Annotated in this window: 14 protein-coding genes; 8 read left to right on the top strand and 6 right to left on the bottom strand. The window is 60.8% G+C overall.

The window, feature by feature from the left end; translation table 11 throughout:
- Nucleotides 1-49 precede the first annotated feature (49 nt).
- Together HQL56_10035 and HQL56_10040 are read right to left on the bottom strand one after the other, a co-directional pair.
- Nucleotides 50-2,068, bottom strand: a complete 2,019-nt coding sequence (locus tag HQL56_10035) for a hypothetical protein (protein MBF0309856.1) — start codon at nt 2,066-2,068, stop codon at nt 50-52.
- Nucleotides 2,069-2,085: 17 nt separating this feature from the next.
- Nucleotides 2,086-3,297, bottom strand: a complete 1,212-nt coding sequence (locus tag HQL56_10040) for a pyridoxal phosphate-dependent aminotransferase (GenBank protein MBF0309857.1) — start codon at nt 3,295-3,297, stop codon at nt 2,086-2,088.
- Nucleotides 3,298-3,458: 161 nt separating this feature from the next.
- On the opposite strand from HQL56_10040, the gene uvrB reads away from it, so the two are divergent.
- Nucleotides 3,459-5,462 (top strand): excinuclease ABC subunit UvrB, encoded by a 2,004-nt coding sequence (gene uvrB / locus HQL56_10045; GenBank protein ID MBF0309858.1) that lies wholly within the window; start codon nt 3,459-3,461, stop codon nt 5,460-5,462.
- 132 nt (nt 5,463-5,594) lie between these two features.
- On the opposite strand, the gene HQL56_10050 is transcribed toward uvrB, so the two are convergent.
- From HQL56_10050 to HQL56_10065, 4 genes are all read right to left on the bottom strand, one after another.
- Nucleotides 5,595-5,801, bottom strand: a complete 207-nt coding sequence (locus HQL56_10050; GenBank protein ID MBF0309859.1) for a DUF1902 domain-containing protein — start codon at nt 5,799-5,801, stop codon at nt 5,595-5,597.
- Between the two features lie 29 nt (nt 5,802-5,830).
- Nucleotides 5,831-6,388 carry a hypothetical protein gene (locus HQL56_10055; protein ID MBF0309860.1) on the bottom strand — a complete coding sequence of 186 codons (558 nt, stop codon included), beginning with the start codon at nt 6,386-6,388 and terminating at the stop codon, nt 5,831-5,833.
- Between the two features lie 603 nt (nt 6,389-6,991).
- Nucleotides 6,992-7,339, bottom strand: a complete 348-nt coding sequence (locus HQL56_10060) for a nucleotidyltransferase domain-containing protein (GenBank protein ID MBF0309861.1) — start codon at nt 7,337-7,339, stop codon at nt 6,992-6,994.
- A 22-nt stretch (nt 7,340-7,361) separates the two neighbouring features.
- Nucleotides 7,362-7,616, bottom strand: coding sequence for a hypothetical protein (locus tag HQL56_10065; protein ID MBF0309862.1), 255 nt, complete (start codon nt 7,614-7,616; stop codon nt 7,362-7,364).
- Between the two features lie 508 nt (nt 7,617-8,124).
- On the opposite strand from HQL56_10065, the gene HQL56_10070 reads away from it, so the two are divergent.
- The 7 genes from HQL56_10070 to HQL56_10100 form a co-directional block, all read left to right on the top strand.
- Complete coding sequence (locus HQL56_10070) at nt 8,125-9,822, top strand: DUF2138 family protein (protein MBF0309863.1); 1,698 nt, start codon at nt 8,125-8,127, stop codon at nt 9,820-9,822.
- Nucleotides 9,795-10,472 (top strand): DUF1175 family protein, encoded by a 678-nt coding sequence (locus tag HQL56_10075; protein ID MBF0309864.1) that lies wholly within the window; start codon nt 9,795-9,797, stop codon nt 10,470-10,472. Before HQL56_10070 ends, HQL56_10075 begins: the two co-directional genes overlap by 28 nt.
- A 71-nt stretch (nt 10,473-10,543) precedes the next feature.
- Complete coding sequence (locus HQL56_10080) at nt 10,544-15,022, top strand: alpha-2-macroglobulin family protein (protein ID MBF0309865.1); 4,479 nt, start codon at nt 10,544-10,546, stop codon at nt 15,020-15,022.
- Nucleotides 15,019-15,396 carry a DUF2300 domain-containing protein gene (locus HQL56_10085; GenBank protein ID MBF0309866.1) on the top strand — a complete coding sequence of 126 codons (378 nt, stop codon included), beginning with the start codon at nt 15,019-15,021 and terminating at the stop codon, nt 15,394-15,396. The genes HQL56_10080 and HQL56_10085 overlap by 4 nt, the downstream gene beginning before the upstream one ends.
- Complete coding sequence (locus HQL56_10090; GenBank protein MBF0309867.1) at nt 15,393-16,484, top strand: DUF2135 domain-containing protein; 1,092 nt, start codon at nt 15,393-15,395, stop codon at nt 16,482-16,484. The genes HQL56_10085 and HQL56_10090 overlap by 4 nt, the downstream gene beginning before the upstream one ends.
- A 54-nt stretch (nt 16,485-16,538) precedes the next feature.
- Complete coding sequence (locus HQL56_10095) at nt 16,539-17,297, top strand: hypothetical protein (protein ID MBF0309868.1); 759 nt, start codon at nt 16,539-16,541, stop codon at nt 17,295-17,297.
- The coding region (locus HQL56_10100) for a hypothetical protein (protein ID MBF0309869.1) at nt 17,294-17,886 on the top strand (593 nt) is incomplete at its 3' end. The genes HQL56_10095 and HQL56_10100, both read left to right, overlap by 4 nt.

Here is a 17,886-nt window from a genome sequence, read left to right on the forward strand (position 1 = left end):
CGCTGCCCCGAACCCCGCCGGGGGGGATAATCCCCCCCGGACCCCCGTATTACTTCGGAACCTTTTCCGGCGAAATCAACCACTCGCCCCCGGCATGCTGCATCCGGTCTCCCGGCAACGCTCCCAAATGGCGTAACGCAACCTCCCGAACCTCCGCTTGACCCCCCTCCAAACGCACAATCAACCGACTGTCCGCCATCGCCTCGGGCAACCAGCTCCACAACCGCACCTCCTGCCAGTCGCCATCGGCAGCACTCTCCCCCATCACCGCCACGCGCGGCGTCTCCTGCGGCGTCTTCCAAACCCACAGCATCGGGCGCAACATCGGCTGCCCCCGAATCACCCGCGCCATCAGGCGTACCTGCCACAAACCCGCCGCCAAAGGACGACCCGGCGAAGAGGGCCTCTGCCAATCCCCCGCATCACTGGCCAAAAGCTGTCCCGATTCCAAACGAACGGGCTGGTTCATATCGGAAAGAAGGGTCTCCGACCCGCCTTTCCAAAGCCCGAAACGGTGTAACGCCGGACCCGGCGTCAACAGACGCCCCGTCGATTGCGGCTCCACCTGAAACAGATCCACCTGCCAATACCGGTTGCGATGCCGATAAACAAAGGCATGCGTTTCAATGAGACCCTGCAGCGTGAATAGATGCGACTCCTGCCGCTGCCCCGCCAGAAAATTGCGGAAACGCCAGTTGAGCAGCAGAAAACCCGGCTCGGGAAAGGCCTGAAAACGCTTCTGCAAACGCCAGTCGTCCGCCAGGAACAGCCGGGCCATCTCCGGCTTGTCGCCGTAATAAAGACGCGGCCCACCTGCCGCTCCGGCCCGCGCCGCCTCCGACAGGGCGGAAGAGAGGCCGTCGTTGCCGTTCTTCAACAAATGGGGCGATTGGGAGATGATCCACAAATTGAACAACGCCAGCCCGAAACCCCCGAGCAGAACGCCACGTCCCAGCCAGGGCCGGGAACGCAGCCGTTCGACCAGAAAGAGCAAACCCTCGGCAGCAGCCAGATAGAAGAGGGGCGCAGCGGTCAGATAATAACGCATGCCCTCCCGCAACAGAGGGCGCGGCGGATGCAACCCCTTGACGGCAAATGCCAGACTGCCGAAAACCAGCCCCAGAAGCAGCAGATTGATGCGCGGCAGGGGACGGCGACAACGCCCCAGCCAGAGCAGCGCCCCACCCAGTCCCAGCACGAAGAGGAAAATCTCCCCGGAGCCGGAGTTGATCAACATGCGGGGAAAACGCAACGCCAACCCCAGCAACACCTTCACGGTGGAAGCGTCGGCCTCGGTGAGATCCTCCACATCCAGGGCGGTGCCCTTGATGCCGCCGCCGCGATAGTGCAGCAACAGATCGAAACGCAAAAACGGATTGCCGTACTGAAACCCGATGGTCACCGCCTCCAGCAGCAGGCCCAGGGAGAGGCCCAGAATCAAACCCGGCAGCAGACGCCGCCGGGCGGGGGCCATGGCGGCAGCGAAGAGACCCGCCAGGACGAAGGGGGCGAAGGAGCCGCGTACCGAAAAAGCCCCGTAAAGCAACACCCCGGCGAGCAGCCCCCAATACAGGGGTTTGCGGGCGGAGACCTCCTCGCCGTGAAAGCCGCCGTGAGCCAGCAGGCAGGCCAGTCCCAGCAGGGCCAGAGCCGTGCCGGGGGCGTCCGGGGTCAGGGTGCCTTCGGTGCTGATGGCGGCGTAGGAGGTGGCCCAGAAGAGCATGACCAGCAGCACGATGGACCGGGAACGGCTGGCCTGCCAGGCGAAGGCCAGGAATCCGCCGGCCAGCAGCAGGCTTTGCAGGGCCAGGGCGCTGTAGAAAGAGGTGATGGAGTAGCCGCTGCCCAGCAGCGTGCCGGGCAGACGTTGCAACAGGGTCATGGCCAGACGCAGAGAGGCCTCGTGTTGCACCGGGGCCTGACTCTCCACGGCGTCGGCGATGGGAAAGGCCCGTTGCAGATAGCCGATGTCGTCGGAACCGATGGGGGGCTGGGCCAGCCAGACCCGCATGGCCAGCCCCCCCACCAGCAGCAGCAGGAGAAGAATCCGGAAAGCCCTTTCCCCCACCTGAAACGCCGTCGGCGTCATTTGGAGGCGGAGAGGATCTCGGCCACGATCTGAATGCGATCCATGGCCTTTTGCAGCTCACTGTCGGCGGTGGCGAAGGAGATGCGGAAGTAGGGATCCTTGCCGAACGCCAATCCCGGAACCACCGCCACCCCCTGGGACTCCAAGAGGAAGTTGGCCAGCTCCAGACTGTTGGTCAGGGGCGCTCCGGCGGGAGTGGTGCAACCCATCAGACCGGCGACGTTGGGATAGGCGTAAAAGGCCCCTTCGGGAGAACGGCAGCTCATGCCGGGCATGGCGTTGAAACGCCCCACCACGAAGTCGCGACGCCGCAGGAAAGCCTTCACCATGGGTTTGATGCACTTCTGACTGCCGGTCAGGGCCGCAACCGCCGCCTTCTGGGCGAAGGAGGCGGCGTTGGAGGTGCTTTGGGACTGAATGGTGTCCATGGCCTTGATCACCGCCGCCGGTCCCGCCGCGTAGCCGAGACGCCAGCCGGTCATGGAATAGGCCTTGGAGAGACCGTTGAGAATGACGGTGCGTTCGAAGAGATTCGGCGCCACCTGGGGCAGGTTGACGAAGGTGAAATCGCCGAAGGTGATCTTTTCGTAGATGTCGTCGGAGATCACCCAGACGTGGGGATGCCGCTCCAGCACCTCGGCAAGGGCCTTGAGGGCCTCGGCGGAGTAGGCCGCCCCGGTGGGATTGGAGGGGGAGTTGATGACCACGAAACGGGTTTTGGGGGTGATGGCGGCTTCCAGTTGCTCGGGCGTCATCAGGAAACCCTGCTCCTCGGTGGTCTCCACGATGACGGGCACCCCTTCGGCCAGCAGCACCATGTCGGGATAGGAGACCCAGTAGGGAGCGGGAATGATCACCTCGTCACCCGGATCGAGGGTGGCCTGGGCCAGATTGTAGAAGGCCTGCTTGCCGCCCACGGTGACGATCACCTCATTGGTTTTGTATTCCAGGCCCGAATCCTTGCGGAATTTGGCCACCAGGGCCTCTTTCAGTTCGGGAATGCCCCCGACGGCGGTATACTTGGTGAATCCCTGCCGCAGCGCCTTGATGGCGGCCTTCTTGATGTGTTTGGGTGTGTCGAAATCGGGCTCGCCGGTGCCGAGATTGACCACATCGCGTCCCTGGGCCTGAAGCTCCTTGGCTTTGGCAGCCACGGCCAGGGTGGCGGAAGGCTTGACTTGCTGAATGCGACGCGACAAAAGGGACATCGTTCGGAACCTCCGGGGGCAGGCGGTTGGGTGGTCTCCTTCGCATGGGGGGATGGCGCTCATCGCCTCCGGATCCCCGCACGATGCAAAGCTGCGGCGGAACGGCTATATTGCATCGCAAAAGTAGCACAAAACCCTGTTCGGTTGAAAGCGTTCAGACCATGGAATTTTGCATCGAATCGGCCTTCGAACCCTGCGGCGATCAGCCACGGGCCATCGGGGAGATTGTCGCCGGCCTGCGTCAGGGTCGCCACGATCAGACATTGCTGGGAGTCACCGGTTCCGGCAAGACCTTCACCATGGCCCGGGTCATTCAACACCTGCAGCGTCCCGCGCTGATTCTGGCCCACAACAAGACCCTGGCCGGGCAGCTTTACGGCGAGATGAAGTCCTTTTTCCCCCGCAACGCGGTGGAATATTTCGTCTCCTACTACGACTATTACCAGCCGGAAGCCTACGTACCCCGCACCGACACCTACATCGAAAAGGACTCGGCCATCAACGAGCAGATCGACCGGCTGCGTCACGCCGCCACCTGCGCCCTGATGACGCGGCGGGATGTGATCATCGTGGCCTCGGTCTCCTGCATCTACGGTTTGGGTTCGCCGGAGGAGTACAACGAGATGGCCTTCCGGCTGCAGACCGGGGAGGAGTGGGATCAGCGCAAGTTGCTGCGCAAGCTGGTGGAGATGCAATACGCCCGCAACGACATCGATTTTCAGCGGGGTACGTTCCGGGTGCGGGGCGACACGGTGGAGATCTTCCCGGCTCACGAGGAGAACCGCGCCTTGCGGGTGGAGCTGTTCGGCGAGACGGTGGACCGCATTCGCGAGATCGACCCCCTCACCGGCAAAACCATGGGGGAGCTGGAGCGCATGACGTTGTTTCCGGCCAGCCATTACGTCACGCGGCGATCCACGCTGCTGGGGGCCATCGAGGGCATCAAGGCGGAGTTGAAGGCGCGGCTGGAGGTGTTTCGCCGGGAGAACCGTCTGCTGGAGGCGCAACGGCTGGAACAGCGCACCCTCATGGATCTGGAGATGATGCAGGAGTTGGGTTACTGCACCGGCATCGAGAATTACAGCCGCTGGTTGACCGGGCGGGCGGCGGGTCAGCCGCCGCCGACGCTGTTCGAGTATTTGCCGAAGGATGCCTTGTTGTTCGTGGACGAGAGTCATGTCACCCTGCCCCAGGTACGGGGCATGTACCGGGGGGATCGCTCGCGCAAGGAGACGCTGGTGGAGTACGGTTTCCGGCTGCCTTCGGCGTTGGACAACCGGCCGTTGACCTTCGAGGAGTTCGAGGCGATGCGTCCCCACACCCTCTATGTTTCGGCGACGCCGGCGGCGTTGGAGATCGAGAGGAGTCGGGGTCAGGTGGTGGAGCAGATCATCCGGCCCACGGGGTTGATGGATCCGCCGTGCGAGGTGCGTCCGGTGGCCTCGCAGGTGGACGATCTGTTGAATGAGATCCGGCAGGTGGCGCGGGCCGGGCATCGGGTCTTGGTGACCACGCTGACCAAGCGCATGGCGGAGGATTTGACCGGGTATCTGGAGGAGGCGGGGGTTCGGGTGCGTTATCTGCATTCCGATGTGGATACGTTGCAGCGCTTGGAGATCATTCGCAGTTTGCGGTTGGGGGAGTTTGATGTTCTGGTGGGCATCAACCTGTTGCGGGAGGGTTTGGACATACCGGAGGTGGGTTTGGTGGCCATTCTGGATGCGGACAAGGAGGGATTTCTGCGTTCGGACACGGCGTTGATTCAGACCATCGGGCGTGCGGCGCGCAATGTGGAGGGGCGGGTGATATTGTATGCCGACCGCATGACGGGTTCGTTGGCGCGGGCCTTGGCGGAGACGGATCGGCGTCGGGCTTTGCAGGCGCGGTACAACGAGGAGAACGGCATTGTGCCGCGTTCGGTGCAGCGTGCGGTGGCGGATATACCGGGTGGTTTTTATGCACAGGATGCGGTGACGGTTCCGTTGATGGTAGCGGAGGAGGAGGAGCCGTACATGAAGATGTCGGCGCAGGAGAGGTCGCGGCAGATGAAGGTATTGGAGAAGAGCATGCGGGAGGCGGCCAAGCGCTTGGAGTTCGAGGAGGCGGCGAAGCTGCGGGACCGGCTGAAGGAGTTGGAGCGCATGGATCTGACCCTGCGGGGCTGAATCCTTTGACTTTCAATATGCTATCCTTTAAGTATCAAAAAAAGAAAATGTTCTATCCTTTGACTTTTTCCGTTATATAATATTTTTCGATCTTGTATATAATATAAATAAAATTCCATCCCAAACCCCTGATCACCCGACTTGTGGCGCGACAAGCCGATTTGTGCGCTGTGCTTCCAGGAGTCTCCGGGTGACATCGCGGGCGATTTCCAGGGTTTCGTCCAGGGTTCTTCCCTGGGCGACGAGCCCTTGGACATCGTCCGAGGTGGCCAGGTAGAGGCCTTCGGGGAGTTTATTGATTGAAATGACCACAATACTCCAAAGCTTTGGTGGTGGAATTTAATGAGTAGCAGAAAACGTTATTATTGCTAGCTACAGCGCTTTACTATGTTTATTGTTGATACTCCACTCATGTCCGCAGGAAGAATACTATATACATCCCCAGATCTGTGCTGTTTGTTTGTTAATCCTGCAGCAATAACATAATCTGAATTGCCATCATTTTTTGTTCCAACAGTAACAAACCCAAACACCCCTTCACTGCCAAGTGCTTTAGACTCGAGAGCTCTCGATTCAATCGAGTTGCTTGTAGCCCACCACTCGGTGCCACCAGCAACTTTGGCGAATAAGGTAACATATTTCCCATTAACGTCCATTTGCGAAGGAACAAATACACGTACTGGATTAATAATAATCTGCTCGCTTGTTGTTTTATTGCTGCAGTCGGAAATAACTGTACCACTATTATAGTTAGATATCGAAACTGATGATGATAGTAAAATTAACCAGGTAAATCCTAGTGCAGTTACTAACAGACCTGCAGCATTTACCCATCTGGGCATTCCCGTTCTTGTGATCAGGTTTGTCAGTAAACTGGCAATGCCTGGAATTGCTGAAATGGTGGCAAGTACATACTGGCTATTCATTTATTTTCTCCTGGCATAAATTGAAAGGTATTTTGATATGCCCACATTTCAGCTTGCCGATACATTGTAAAAAAGTTGAATTCAGGCGAATTGCCCTTTCTTTGCGAATAAGCTTGCAGACTCATGATTATAACTTCACTTGGGTATATTGCATCAAGAATGCGAGGCTGTAAACGTTACAGATATCTATTTTGGCAGCATTGATTTTGACAAGCTCCCAATCCAGCTATTTGCCGAAACGGCGATGGAGTTGGCGCAGAAGAATTTTTCCGCAGCCTGCCGGTTCACCTTTTTGACACACCAACCCGACAACCCTCGCGGGGGAATATTCTGTGAGAACTTCCCGTGTGAAGAGTGAAACCAACATGGTTATCTCCTGGATGCTTGCCTTCAGCCAAGGATGCCGCAAAACAGCCATGTTCACGCATTCGCCCCGGACAATCGTCTCCTTGGAAAACATTTAGACGGTATACAGCCTGAATTTTCAAGTCAAGTGAAAAATGAGCGACTCTTCGCCTTTCAGAAGGTTTGTTTGAGAGCGAGTCGTCTTGCTACAAGGGGGGTGCCGGACTGCGTCGTGTTATTGGTCCGCCCAAGGCCGGGTCAAGCCGCGAGATTATCCGATTCGGCCAACCGGATGATTTGCCCATCGCGGCGGGCCTCTTCGATAAGGGGGGTGGTTTCATCTTCCAGCCATTGCCGGGTGCCGACGGGGACCGGTTCGATGCGCACATCGGCCCGCGAGGTGGCTGTCCACAGGAGGTCGATATCGTCCCGTGTTTTGACCCCGTCGAAGAGGGGGGAGACGACCAGAAGGTCGATGTCGCTCCATTCGGTGGCTTCTCCGCGAGCCTGGGAACCGAACAGCACGGCAAAATCGACGGGCATGCCCTCCTGCCGCAGCACGCGGAGGTAGGATTGCACGATGTCTGAAACAGGCTGTGCAGCCATTTCCGTATTCCCTGGGTTAGTTTCAGGGTTTTTCGTCTTTGCGGATGCTCCTTTGCCACTCCATGGGATCGCCGAAGGCTTCGGCGATGTTGGTTTCCGCCATTTTGCTCAGAATGGCCGCCAGCCGATTTCCGTTGGGAACCTGGGCCTCGGTCGATTCCCCGGTGTCAGGTTCACTCACCGGCGTGACGATCACCCGGGTACGTACCGGACCGGGAGCTTCGCCGATCCAGGTCAAGCGGCCATGGTCGTAAATGGCTTCGTAGCGGGGTAACATGGGAATTCCTCCAGGATTCGCGGATCCATCCGGATCGAACAACGCCTTGGCAGGCCATCATCACCATACACAAAAATTCGCTGGATGTCTTCCGTATCCTGGACTTCGGGTTCCACCGCTTGCGGCGCCGGGTGCCCCATCAGCGATGATGCGTCCATGCAACGATTTGCAAAATGCTCACTCATCCCTGAATAGGCTCCGCTTTTCGAATTCGCCGCACTTGGTCTGAAAGCCGCTGGAACAGGTTCTAAACCCCGTCGAAGAGGGGGGAGACGTCCAGAAGGTCGATCTCGCCTCCTTGGCCTCTCCGCAAGCCTGGTAACCGAACGGCTTCCCCCGTCTCCAGCAGGAATAATCCATCACTGCCGTGGTTGTCCAAGGTTTCGGGCGGACAAATTGTGGTCAATTGACGGAGGGTGAAGGATGAATTATGCTCTTTCCCATAGCGCACAGCAGGATTTCAACAGCGATTTTTTGGCCCCCAGCGCGGAGCGGGAGTCGTTTTGAGGTGATTACCTTCTCTTCACGCCAAGGGTGGATGGCGGTGTTGCTGCCGGTGGTTGCCGTGGCGGCGTGGGTGGCCGCTTCCCGTGGGCCCTCCCTGCCCCCCGCGCCACCGCCCCAGCCCCTGCCGCAAGATCGGCTGTTCCAGCCCGATGTGGTCATCCAGAGTCGCGCGCTCTCCAAACTCCCCAAGGATCTGCTGGCCATTCCCCTCCTCGGCGAGCTGCTCACCGAAGAGTTCGTCTTCTATTACGAACAGAACGAAAACCGCTTGAGCCTGGAAGGAACCTTCCGCCGCCTGGCCTACGAAAAACACATGGGGGTGGGGGACGAGATCGTCGCGACCGTACTCAACACCCCGGCACAAATCGCCTTCTGGAAAAGCCCGGACGGTAAACTCAAAGACTACCTGATGCTGCTGCCCAAACAGGGGCTGCTGCGCTTTATCGACGCCCTCTCCTGGCTGGCCGAGAACGACTCCCAGTTGTTCCAAAACGGGCGCATCGATCTCGCCGACGGCACCAGCTTCACGGTGTGGCGCATTGAACATGTCCCCAAACGCCACCTCTATTTCGCGGTATACGGCGATCAACTGGCCATTTACACCGATCCCGCCCTCTTCAACCCCCAGGGGGGGAAGCGGTTGGAAGCCATCCGTCACTTCTTCCGCAGTGCGGGGACGGATGCGTTGGGGGTGTCGCTACGTTTGCCCCCGCTGACGGGACAACATCGCATCGCCGCCCGCGCCTCCTACATCTCTTTCGGCTACCAGCACTTTTTCCCGGCGCTGGAAACGTTGCGCTTCGACTATCAGGCCGACAAGGGCTGGAGTACCGCCATTCTCAGCAATGCCGCCACGCCATTGCCCGGTTCGTTGTGGCAGCGCGTTCCCACCGGTCCCGCGCTGTGTCTCGCCCTGCCGGTGGACAAACCCCGGCTGCTGAATTTCCTCCGGCAACTGAAGGATGATCCGCTGCTGCCCGAACTGGTGCAGCGCCTGCGCCCGCCGGCGGCGCTCTGCTGGTACGGCGACTCCCAACTGCACACCCCGCTGGCCGTGCTGCCCGTGGAGAAGGGGCGGGAGAGCTGGCGACCGCTGCTGGCAAGCCTGTTCGAAGAGAATATCGGTACCCGGGAACGGCTCCCCCAAAGCGAGGGGGAGAATGCGCTCCCGCCGCAAGGGGTGCGGAAAGTCGCCGCTCCGAAGGTGCGCAATCCCCTGCCGGTGGAGGAGAGCGCCTGCGAAGGGGGGCACATCTGGCGACGCCATGTCAGCTCGGCTTATGCCCCTCTGGATGCCAAGCAAAGCCCTTACGCCGAGGCGATGCGTTCCAAACGCTATTTTTCCATGGTATTCGCCCTCTGCCGCGACACCCTGATCCTGACACCCGATCAAACCCTGGCCGAACGCGCCCTGGGGGTGCTGAGCAGGAGCTATCCCTCCCTTGCCGAAAGCCTGACGCGGGGTGGCGAGTCCCTCAGCGTGACCCTTGCTCCCAGGCCTCTGGCCAGGCTGCTGCGGCAGTCCCTCGAAGAGGGCCTGCCGTCGGAGAGGGAGCCGGTCTTTCACCAGAGCGTGAAAAAGCGTTTCATGCCGTTGCTGGACAAGGTCGCCTCCCGCCCGGCGCAGGATCTGGAGACGCCCCGTCAGGCCGGGGTCTGGGAGCCGCTGACGTGGCGCGCCCGTTCCGACACGCCCTGATTGCGCTGCTGTCGCTGTCGCTGGTGAGCGCGGTCCTGGCGGATGCGCCGGACCAGGCCCCTCCCGCTGCGGAGGAGACGGGCGCAAAATTGGATTTCCGGCAGGGGGCCGTATTCCGATCCTGGTTTCTGCGCATCGTCGGGGAGGTGTTGCGGGGTGGGCCTTCGCCCCGGTGGGTGGATCGGGATTGCGCCAGTCTGGTGCGTTTCGCGGTCAACGAAACCTTGCGGTCCCACGATGCCGCGTGGCGACGCGCCAGCGGCCTGAGCCCCGGTCCCACCCCGCCGGAACTGGTGCTTTCCCCCGCACAGCAACGCCTGCGCAACCGGTGGAAAACCCCCGAGGGCGACGTGGCCGCTTATGTGAGCGCGCTGGGGCTGGTGCAGGAAAATACCGTCTTCATCAGCCGGGATCCGCTACAGGCCGCGCCCGGTGATCTGCTTTTCTTCGATCAGGGCGACGACCAGCACCTGATGATCTGGACCGGCGACGGCGTCGCCTACCATCGGGGAGTCACCGGCCCCGGAGATAACGGATTACGCGCCGTTTCCCTGGAGAAATTACTCAACTGGAAGGATTCACGGTGGCAACCCCGCAAGGAAAATTCCAACTTTTTGGGCGTCTATCGCTTCTCCTTTCTGCCTTTCTGATCCTGCTCCTCCCGGCTGGACCATCCGCCGACGAGTACGGATTACGGGAGATCCCGGAGAGCCGCTATCGTGTGGCGAGTGGTCATCCCTTCTTCCTGATGACCGATTCCGGATTTTCCGGCGATGAGAATGTGGTCATTCGTCTGGAGGGGACGTCGTATCCCTCGGATGAATATTCCGGCATCGATATCCTGGTTTACCGCGTTCCCGAGCCGTTGGAGTTTCTGCGCAAACAGCCCAACCTGCACCGGGTGCGGATTCCCGGTCGTTACGAGGGCGAGGGGCTGTACAATGCCATGAACCAGGTGTGGGACGTCTGGTATAAAAAGTCCCGGTTGGGCTGGCAGCGCCTGTTTTCGGAGCAGGCCCGCGCCAAGGCGGTGGCCCAGGAACCGCTTTTCAAGGAACCACCGGCCCATGCCGGGCGCGCCACCTTCGAGGATAATCCCCAATACCTTCCGCTGAGCGATTTTCCCCTGATCAGCCGGTTTCGTTACCCCTTGTGGGCCGCCAAACCGCCCGTGTCCGACGACGACACCCGCATGGAGGGTTCCAGCAGTAACTTTTATCGCCATCGCAAGGGCAACGTCCTCCTGCCGCTGGGTCCGCTGAAACCGGGGCTCTATCTGGTGGAGGGATGGCAAGGGCGGTTTCGCGCCATAACGATGGTGTTTGTTTCCAACACGGCGGCCATCACCAAAACCTCGGGACGGCAGTTGTTCGTCTGGACCGCCGCCAAACAGTACGGCACGCCCGTCGAAGGAGCCCGGTTGCTGCTCACCGACGGTGCCGGAATCCTGCAAAGCGGCGTCACCGCCGCCGACGGCACCACCGTTTTCGACCATCCCGGTTCGGAGCGTTCCTATCTCATCGCCCAGGATCGGGAGGGCGGGATCTTCGTTTCGGAAAATTTCTATTACGACAGCGAAATCCACAACGCCAAGCTCTACGCCTTCACCGACCGTTCCCTTTACCGGCCCGGTGACACGGTGCGCTTCAAGCTGGTGGGCCGCCATTATCACGATGCGCAAACCTCGGAACGGCTCAAATCCGGTCCCATCCGGCTGACGGCGTTGGACTCCTCGGGTGCGCCGGTGACCACCACCACCTTTCATCTGGACGCGGAGGAGGGGGGCGACGGCAGCTTTCAACTCCCGGATCAGGCCCCGCCCGGCGGTTACACCATGCGTCTGACCTATCAGGGGGAGCCCTACGCCGCCTCTTTCCGGGTGGCGCGTTACGCCAAACCCCATTACGACCTCGATGTGGCCTTCGACAACACGAGCTACACCACCGGTCAGCCCGTTACCGGGACGATACGAGCCTACTATCCCGGCGGTCAGCCGGTGGTCGGGCTCTCTCTGGAGTTGAGCCTGCGCTCTCAAACCCTGGCCATGTCCGATTACGAACACCGCGAGCGGGGACGTTTCCCCGTGAAGTTGACGCAGGCGAAATTGTCCACCAATGATCTCGGCGCGGTGCGTTTCACCCTGCCCGCCGTGGAACGGGCCAGCCGCCTGACCTTGCGGGTGGTGGGTTCCGACGGTACCTCCTCCCGGGTTTCGGCGATACGGGAACTGCTGGTGCAGGCCAGCGCCCCGGAACTGCTCCTCGAAACCGACAGCCACATCACCCGGCCCGGCGAAACCGTGAGCTTCACGTTGCGTGGTTCCGCCGCTTCCGGCCAAAGCCCCCTGGTGTGGAACAGCCTGCGCCTGGAGGATCGCACCGAGACCAGGGGAGGTGTGCAGGGCAAGGGCTTTTCCGTTGTCTTCGACAAACCCGGCTCCTACCAGGTGGAGGTGCGCGACGGGCAGAAGCGCACCCTGGGAAGCTTGTCCCACTGGGTGGCGGGAGAGGGCATGAAAAGCGTTGAGGAGGGGCTCTCCATCGTGCTGGACAAGGATCTCTACCGTCCCGGCGACACGGTGCATGCCCTGATCACGTTTGCCGGGCCGGTGCAGGAGGCGCTGCTCACCCTGGAGCGGGACCGGGTGCATCACCACGCCCTGCTCTCCGGCAAGGCGGACTGGTTGCGCCTGAAAGCCCGCGGTCCCAACCAGTGGGAGGCGGAGATTCCCGTCACCGAGGTGTTTCAGCCCAACGTCACCCTGTCCGTGGCGCTGCTTCGGGAGGGGCGCTACGACTTCCGCAACAAGGGCATTCGGGTGGAAAAGGCCCCCATCGCCATTGTCATGACGCCGGACAAAGCGGTCTATGGTCCGGGGGAAGAGGTGACGGTGACACTGCAAACCTCGGTGGCAAACCGTCCGGTGGCGGCCAATCTGGCCATCGGCGTGGTGGACGAGATGGTTTACGTGTTGCAGCCGGAGCTGGCCCCGGATATTCGGGACTTTTTCGGCCATTGGCGGCGCAATCAGGTGCGCACCCTCTCCAGCCTCAACTTTCACGCTTACGATCACGCCATCTCCTCTCCGGACCAGGAGTCACCGGTTCGCTTCAACCGGCCGGTCAAGCTGTTGGAACGCCCGCGCCGGGAGAACATCGATACGGCGGCGTGGTTTCCCCGTCTCAAAACCGATGCCCGGGGTTGGGGTCGGTTCTCCTTCGTCATGCCCGACTCCCTGACGCGGTGGCGCATCACGGCCCGGGCCACCACCCCGGTCGGGGAGATGGGGCAGGAGGTCACCCATCTGGTGTCGGAAAAACCGGCCTATCTCAAATGGAGCGGTCCCGACCGTTTCCGCCGGGGGGATGAGGTCGAAACCGTGCTTCTGGCCTTCAACAGGGCCTCGGAGTCGAAGCGGGCAAGTTTGACCTTCGGGGAGAATCCGCCGTTGGAGGTGATGTTGCAACCGGGCATCAACCATCTCACCGTGCCGCTGAAAGCGGAGTCCGATCGGGTGGTGACGAGTCTCCTGTCCATCGACGGCCAGGTGGTGGACCGGCTGGAGACCCCCATTTCCGTGGTGGTTCCCGCCTGGAGCGAAACCGTGGAGAAAACCGTGCCGTTGACCTCCCGCGTCACTCCGCTGGAACTGCCGCCGGAGGCCCGAAAGGTGCGGATCATGTTGGGCAGGGGGATGGATTCCCAGTTCCAGCGGGTGGCCGCGGGGCTGCTGGAATACCCTTATGGCTGCGCGGAACAGACCGCTTCCCGTTTGATCCCCCTGGCGCTGGCCTACGGCGCGTTGCGTCACCGCTCCCTGGATCCGGCCCTGTTGACCCGGCTGCGGGATCGCCTGGCCAACCAGCGTTTCCGTCTGGCGCAGATGGCGGGGCCGGAGGCCGAATTCACTTGGTGGGGTGATCAGACCAAGGGAGATCTCTTCTTCACCGCTTATGCTTACTTCGCCGACTATCTGGCCCTGACGGCTCTGGGTCTGGAGGCCCCGGAGGAGCATTGGATGAGACTGATGGCGATCTATCAGCACAGACACGCCGAACAACCGGTTCTGTTGCGCGCCCTCACCTTGTGGTTAGCGAAGGAGATGAAACTGCCGGTCATCAGCCTGGCCAAGGGGGTGGTGGAAACGCTGTTCAATGAGACGATTCCCCCGGAGGGTGAAACGCCTCCCCTGGCCAGCCGGATATTGTATGCTCCCCTTTCGTTGCAGGGGCGAGACATGGCCCTGCTGCTTCTGGACGGGTTATCGAATTCAAAAGAGACCTCCTCTTCAGACGAGTTCCCGGAGGCGGTTCGTAAGGCTGCGGAGCGCATGGCGGCCCGAACGGATACTCTGTCGAAGGCCTTGAGCCTGATGCATCGGGCGCGGGGGGCACAATGGAAGGCCGACGCTTCGGAGGCGGCGGCGGTTCTGACGGAGCTGTCGCTTCAGTCGCCCACCCTGGATCGGGCGTTGGCCCTGATTTTCGTGCATCGCGCCCTGGGCGAGGACCTGGCGGTCGACGAGCGGAACCTCGCTCCGGAAGCGCCGTGGTTGCGGGTTCCCACGGTTACGGGCGGGGTGGAATGGCGTTATCCCGCAACCGCTGACGCCGCTCCGGTAGTGGGGTTGAATGCCGATCCCCCTCCCGGCTTGATCGCGCATCTCACTTACGAAAGCCCTGTGGAGGCGAAAAGTCGCGTCGATATGGGGTTGCGGCGACGGCTCTATCGCCTGACGCCGGTCAAAGACATACCGGAACGGAATTACTATGAGAATACAATACAGATCGAAAACCTTTTCCAGGCCAAACGGGTCGCGCCCGGAGAGGCGTTGGATCCCACCGCGCTCTATCTTGATGAAGTGGTTGTCGATCCCCGTGGGATGAAGCGTCGCTTCGGGTTGCTGGAGGTGGCTCTGCCGACCGGTGCGGAGCTGGAACCCTTTACCTGGGGCATGGGGATTCAGGGAGTGGACGGAGTCAGCGAGATGGTCATGTTGTCGGAAACTCGCGCCGAAACGGGGGAGGGGAGTTATGCGGTTCCCGTGGCGGAGTTGAGCGGCAACGTGGAGGCTTTTCGCCATCTGGTACGTTTTCCGTTGCGAGGCCGCATGCAGTTGCCGCCGGTGCGGTACTTCTCCATGGTCAATCCGGAGGAGCAGGCTTTCGGGGAGCTTCCGGACCCGCTGGTGGTGAAGTGAAGCGCCGCGAAAAGCGAGCGGCGTTGCTGCTCGCAACGATTGTTCTGACGACTCGGGCCGAAGCCGTGGACTGTCGGCGGGATCTTCGGGCCGAAGCCTGGCTGGCTGCACGCGAGGCGGTGTGGGTGCGTCACCTGGCGGAAAAACCGGGTTTCGAACCCTCCGGCTTCCTTCGGGTGTGTCGCGAGACGGGAGGCGGGCCGTATCTCGACGGGGAGGACATTCACCTGCCCCCCCTGCCGAGTGACGAAGAGCGTCTCTCCCTGGCCCATGAATATCTGCATCGGGTGTTCCGCAGCCATCCGGTGTCGCGCAACGAGGTCTGGATCGAGCGGACGGCGCGGTCGCTGGTATTGGGGGAGGAGGAACCATGAAGAGAATGACGTCGTGGTTGATGCTGCTGCTCGTGCTGATTCCCGGCAGCGTCCGGGGAGCCGCTTTCGATTGCGGCAAAGCCTCCACAGAGGTGGAAAAGCGGATTTGCGCCACGCCCGACCTCTCTCTGGCCGATGAGGAGTTGACGGCGCTTTACCAGCGGATGCGGGAAATACTCAACCAAGATGACCGGGAAAGGGCTCGGTTGGAGCTAGGTCAGCGACTGTGGTTGCAGCAATCCCGGGACCGGTGTCCCGATACCGCCTGTCTCCGGGAGGCCTATGCCTGGCGCGCCATGGCTCTGGAGCAGGCCTATCCGCGTCCCATCACGCTGGAAGCGCCTTTGGGGGGATGGCGCAACTCTTCCGGCGAGGAGGTGGCCTACACCCAGGTGGTGCGTTATCCCGCCTCGACCGTCAACACCGAGGAGCCCACCAACGAGGAGGACAAGCGCCTGCAACAGACGGCTCGCATCCGGGGTGTCATCGGGAGAAATCCCAAGACAAATTCGGGTTCCTCTGCTGCGGCTTTTCCGTCTCCCCACACCCTGATCGTCAACGGGGTGCCCATGCCGCTGCTGATGAACGGTATATCGACCTTCGACCGGCCCTATTTTTTCGGTACCGGTTCCAACGGGGTGGAGATCCGTTCCCAGGACGGATCCGCCGTGGTGCGGCGTCAGTTTTACGAAGCCTACAACGAAAAGCTGCGACCGCGTCTGCGCATCGTCCTCTCCTGGGACAGCAACGCCACCGATATCGATCTGCACGTCATCACGCCCAAGGGGGAGCATTGTTTCTACGGTCATCGGGTTATTAACAGCGGTGGGGCGTTGGATGTGGACGTGACCACGGGTTATGGACCGGAGATTTTCGCTCATCCGGCCCCGATGCCGGGTACCTATCTGGTTTACGTCAACTACTTCGGCGGGGGCTCCTACTGGCAATTCGGCGAAAAGAGCGTTACCGTGGCCACCATCTCCGTGGTCAGCGAGGAGGGCACTCCGGACGAAATGCTGCGTACCTACACTGTTCCCATGCGTCGTCCGGGTGAATTGGTTCCGGTGGCCCGGTTTGTCTATCCGTGAGAAGTGGACTTGTAATGCCTGCTTAACCCTGTTACCGCGCTCAGGATAAACAACATGTCCGAACACATTGACAAAAATAGTCAACAGGAATCGGCCCCGCCTTCAGGGGAGTCGCGGACAGAGTCGATCATGCGGGACAGCCTCATGCACGCCATTGCGGAACGCAAAAAAGTCGATCCGTATGTCGGTCTGTCAATCGGGGCGCAAGAGGTGAATCAACACCTGTTGGCGGCACTCAAGGATGGGCGAGGCGTTCACGTCGAAACGCTGTTGGCCATTCTCGGTTCTCTGGCGGGGTATGCCTGTCAGGTTGCCGGCAGGGTCGACTACCTGTCGGGCAGGAACAAGGATCATCTTTACGCTGTTCACACCATGGAGGACAGTAAAGGGAGAAAGTATTATACCGGCGAACCCATCTTCGCTCCGTTGCTGTCCAATCACTATTCCGTTTATGGGCTGGTGTGTGGCCAGGCAAACCAGTATGGCTGTACGGAGTATCCGGATCCCCATGAACTGGCCAGGCATGTGGTCGAATCCATCGGTACTCCGGCCTTCGGTGTTCCACGGCTGCCGCCAGATCACAAACCGGCCGGTTTGCCAATTCATTTTGTGAAGTCCATCTGGCCGAAATTGCTTCCGATCATGCTGCCGTTCTGTGAAGGCTATGAACAGGTGCCCTTTTTGCTTGGCATTTCGTTGCAGGAAATCCTTAAAATGAGTAAAGATATTTTGCCTCCGAAGTTGGCTTTGACCATCATCATGGAGTGCGCGATGCCCATGTCCAAGATCGATATCGACACGGACTACTCGTGACCGATGTGGCGTCAGGCATAACCGACACGACACCCCGCAATATCTCCTTCAATCCGCTGCGTTCGCTGGGGTTGCCGGGGTTGGTTCATCTCAAGCCGGAGGAGATGTTCTCGGCGGCGGATACCGTTCGTCGCGCCGGGTGGGTGGTGTATCCCGAGTATTGGCAGGTCAACGCGCTGCATTATGGTTTTCGCAAAAGGCTTTTCCCCAGTATCAACAGTTACCATCTCGGGCATGACAAGATCGAGCAGACGCGGGCCTTGCAGGTGGTGGCGGGGGTGCATGTGCCGCAGACCTTGATTTTGCCGGCGACGGCGGGGGCGGTTGAGGAGGTGTTGGATACCTTGCCGTTGCCGTTGGTGGCCAAGGTGGTGCGGTCGTCGATGGGGCAGGGGGTGTTTCGCATCGAGACGCCGGGGCAGTTGCGGCAGTTTGCCGCTACCCAGGAGGTGCTGTATTGCCAGGAGATGTTGCCGGGGGATCGGGATTTGCGGGTGGTGTGGTTGGGGGATGGGGTGGTGGCGGCTTATTGGCGTATTGCGGCGCCGGGGCGGTTTCATCACCACGTGGCCAAGGGGGGGGTGGTTTC

It is taken from the genome of Magnetococcales bacterium (genome assembly GCA_015231925.1).
In the GTDB taxonomy this organism is placed as follows: domain Bacteria; phylum Pseudomonadota; class Magnetococcia; order Magnetococcales; family JADGAQ01; genus JADGAQ01.